Annotated in this window: 6 protein-coding genes; 2 read left to right on the top strand and 4 right to left on the bottom strand. The window is 37.2% G+C overall.

The genetic code is table 11. From position 1 onward, the window contains the following. On the bottom strand, positions 1 to 624 hold a 624-nt coding region (locus F9817_RS23615; protein ID WP_161158654.1), incomplete at its 3' end, for an alpha/beta fold hydrolase. A 62-nt stretch (positions 625 to 686) separates the two neighbouring features. Beyond that, entirely contained in the window at positions 687 to 1169 is a 483-nt protein-coding gene (locus tag F9817_RS23610; protein ID WP_161158655.1) for a tetratricopeptide repeat protein, read from the bottom strand. A gap of 149 nt (positions 1170 to 1318) precedes the next feature. Between F9817_RS23610 and F9817_RS23605 the strand changes: the two genes are divergently transcribed. Together F9817_RS23605 and F9817_RS23600 are read left to right on the top strand one after the other, a co-directional pair. Beyond that, the gene (locus F9817_RS23605) at positions 1319 to 1561 is read left to right on the top strand and encodes a type II toxin-antitoxin system ParD family antitoxin (protein ID WP_161158653.1); all 243 of its coding nucleotides are present in this window, start codon (positions 1319 to 1321) and stop codon (positions 1559 to 1561) included. Further along, positions 1558 to 1857: a type II toxin-antitoxin system RelE/ParE family toxin gene (locus tag F9817_RS23600; RefSeq protein WP_161158652.1), complete on the top strand. Its 300-nt coding sequence runs from the start codon at positions 1558 to 1560 to the stop codon at positions 1855 to 1857. Before F9817_RS23605 ends, F9817_RS23600 begins: the two co-directional genes overlap by 4 nt. A gap of 76 nt (positions 1858 to 1933) precedes the next feature. Here F9817_RS23600 and F9817_RS23595 read toward each other — a convergent pair whose 3' ends face one another. Further along, a complete protein-coding gene (locus F9817_RS23595) occupies positions 1934 to 2428 on the bottom strand; it encodes a GNAT family N-acetyltransferase (protein ID WP_161158651.1) in 495 nt (164 codons plus the stop codon). A gap of 48 nt (positions 2429 to 2476) precedes the next feature. Then, positions 2477 to 2839, bottom strand: a complete 363-nt coding sequence (locus F9817_RS23590; protein WP_161158650.1) for a GNAT family N-acetyltransferase — start codon at positions 2837 to 2839, stop codon at positions 2477 to 2479. Positions 2840 to 2958: the final 119 nt, after the last annotated feature.

Here is a 2958-nt window from a genome sequence, read left to right as displayed (position 1 = left end):
CTCAATGATATTTGGATTAAATTTTTTAAAAGATCTTGCAATCTCTACTGGAAAACGATGGTCCTTTCCTCCAAAAATATTCAAAATTGGAAAAGAAATTGCTGACAATTCATTAATTAGATCAAAGCTTGATAAAAACTGTTCAAATATTGAACTAAAAGTATCCACGGATAATGTTCTAGACACATTTTCAAAAAAAGTTAATCCTATTAATTTTTCTTTTTCTGTCATAAAAATATCTTCAGGCTCAGCGTCTTCAAGCTTTAATGATTTTAGCGTTTCTCTATATTGTAGCCATTGTTCAGTATTCAACCCTGTATTCATTAGGATTAAGCCACAAATTTTATTTTTAAATAAAGATATATATTTTAATGCGAGAACTCCACCCCATGAGTGCCCTAATATTATGGGTTTATGCTCGCATTTATTTACTAATAAATCTATTTCTTCTATTAATTCATCTATAACTATATTAGGGCCTTTTTTTTGACTATAAAAGACACAATTAAATGTATCATTTAAAGTTGAAAAATATGATTCTAGATAATCATCAAAACCTGGCCCACCATGTAGAAAAATAATTGTTCTTTTATTCTTTCTAATTTCAATTTCTTGATTTTTCATATACTACTTAAATTATCGCATTGAAAGGTGTAATCAGCGCTTTGTTATAAGCGCGTTTTGTATTACCACTTTTTATCTAAATCTTGTGCATATAAAGAAATTGCTCTCTGATACCCTTTGATTGCATCACTGTTCGTGGTTGATACTAAAAGATCGAGTAGTAATGATGTTGCTTCTTTATGGCGCCCCAAGTTGTAAAGACACATGGCATAAAAAGGCTCAACTTCAATAGAACTAGGGTACTCTCTTCGAGTTTGTTCAAAGTAACGTAGCGCCTCCGAATACATGCCAAGGCTTCGATAGGTACTCGCTAGCCCAAACAAAGCATCGAACCTTTCTAGCGACGATAACAGACCTGAAAGAGATGATAGATAATGAGTAATTGCTTCTTGCTCTTTACCTTCATTGTCATATGACCAAGCAATTTGTAAGTGAGCCCTAGCTGAATAAGTGTCATCGTTTAACAGCGTTTTTAGCAAAGCTCTCGATTCGTGATACTTAGTCTCTTTCCGTAATTTAATTGCTTGCTCGATGATACTTTTCATCATTTTCCTCAAAGCTTATGACGCTAAACACTGTTGTAAAAATCATGACACGTATTTTTGTCAATTACTGCGATTCTTATGCGCCTCCACTTGCACCGAAGTTCTTTCGATACCATAATTAGGTATTACTTGGTACTAAGGAGGCTGTGATGGCTAAAAATACGAGTATTACCTTAGGCGAACACTTCGATAGTTTCATTGCAAGCCAAATCAAAAGTGGACGCTATGGTTCTGCAAGTGAAGTAATTCGCTCTGCTTTACGCTTGCTTGAAACCCAAGAAACCAAAATGAATACACTACGCCAACTTCTGGTTGAAGGCGAAGAAAGCGGCATGGCTGACTATGACCTTGATTCGTTTATCAATGAACTTGATAACGAAGAAAGAAAATGAAACCATTCCAGCTCACCAAAAAGGCGAAGTCAGATTTAAAAGACATCGCCCTCTTTACTTCCCGACGTTGGGGCAGAGAGCAGCGTAACGTTTATCTTAAACAATTTGACGAATCTTTTTGGCTACTTGCAGAAAATCCTGATATTGGCAAAACCTGTGACGATATCAGAGAAGGATATCGGAAATTTCCCCAAGGAAGTCACGTTATTTTTTATCAACAAATTGGCAGCCAGAATATCCTAATTATCAGGATATTGCACAAAAGCATGGACGTTCATCCGAACTTTGGTGCATAACGCTAATCCGCGATGAACCGTATTTTGTTTACTGTCTCAGCAAACAGTTAGCTTTAAACCACAAGAGCCTAATCGATTAATTTGTCTGATGCTTGCTCTTGTTATACGATTTTTCTACCAAATCCAGCGTCATAAAATGGCTATGTGGATCAGTTTTGTAGTCAGAAAATGGCTCGCAATAAGTAAACCCAAATTTTTCGTAAAGATTTCTTGCTGGTAGGAAGAACTCGTGAGTACCCGTTTCTAAACTAACTTTTTGATAGCCTTTGTCACTTGCAAAGTTAATAGCATGAGTAAGCAGTTTAGTCGCTACGCCTGACTTGCGTGATGAGTTGGAAGTTCTCATTGACTTAAGTTCGACATGCTGAGGGGTTAACTGTTTGATAGCTAGGCAACCTTGCAGATCACCGCCAAGCCAAGCACTAAAAAATGTGATATCTGGGGATTTAAGCGCATCAACATCCAAAGCGTGAGCACTTTCAGGAGGCGATGTCGCGTGCATATCCGATAAATGTTCATTGAGTAATTTGATCACTTCAATACCTGACAAATCGTCTATTTTTATGTCCATATTCCGAATTTTCCTTACTCGTATGACGCCATAGCTCTTGTTATGTGGCTACGCGCTCAACACTTTCGACATTACCATAACATCAATATTTCTGTGATTGACGATTTCCTCCGCTTGCCAACCACACTTAGAGTACAAGCCACCATCTAAATGCTCTGTTTGTAAATGAAGTATTTTAACCCCTAGATTTATTGCAATATTATCAAGTTCAGTTAGTAGAGTATTTGAAATGTTTTGACCTCTGTATTCTGGTTTAACATACCCCCCCGCTAACCAATGCTCTTTTTCGGGATAAATTGGCATTTGGTGCAATTTTATCTGTGCAGCTCCAATTAACTCACCGTCATTAATAGCTAAGATGACTAATGGAAAGCTGGTTTTGCAGGGCAAAAGCATGAAGGTGCCCATCATTAAAGGGCTGCGAGAACCTTCTCTAAATACGCTTCACTCATTCCGGCCATCTTCCTTTTGCGTTTTACTCCACCTTTGAACGTTTTTTCATTCGATATCAGTGATACACACATGTGGCG

It is taken from the genome of Vibrio eleionomae, from assembly GCF_009874545.1.
Lineage (GTDB): Bacteria > Pseudomonadota > Gammaproteobacteria > Enterobacterales > Vibrionaceae > Vibrio > Vibrio nitrifigilis.
Note: the sequence above shows the minus strand (reverse complement) of the source record. Positions and strands in the feature narration are given on the sequence as shown.

Bases quoted from the DNA above. Each gene is read 5' to 3' on its own strand.
- F9817_RS23590 (WP_161158650.1), bottom strand. From the start codon at position 2,839: ATGATGGGCACCTTCATGCTTTTGCCCTGCAAAACCAGCTTTCCATTA.
- F9817_RS23605 (WP_161158653.1), top strand. From the start codon at position 1,319: ATGGCTAAAAATACGAGTATTACCTTAGGCGAACACTTCGATAGTTTC.
- F9817_RS23595 (WP_161158651.1), bottom strand. From the start codon at position 2,428: ATGGACATAAAAATAGACGATTTGTCAGGTATTGAAGTGATCAAATTA.
- F9817_RS23610 (WP_161158655.1), bottom strand. From the start codon at position 1,169: ATGAAAAGTATCATCGAGCAAGCAATTAAATTACGGAAAGAGACTAAG.
- F9817_RS23600 (WP_161158652.1), top strand. From the start codon at position 1,558: ATGAAACCATTCCAGCTCACCAAAAAGGCGAAGTCAGATTTAAAAGAC.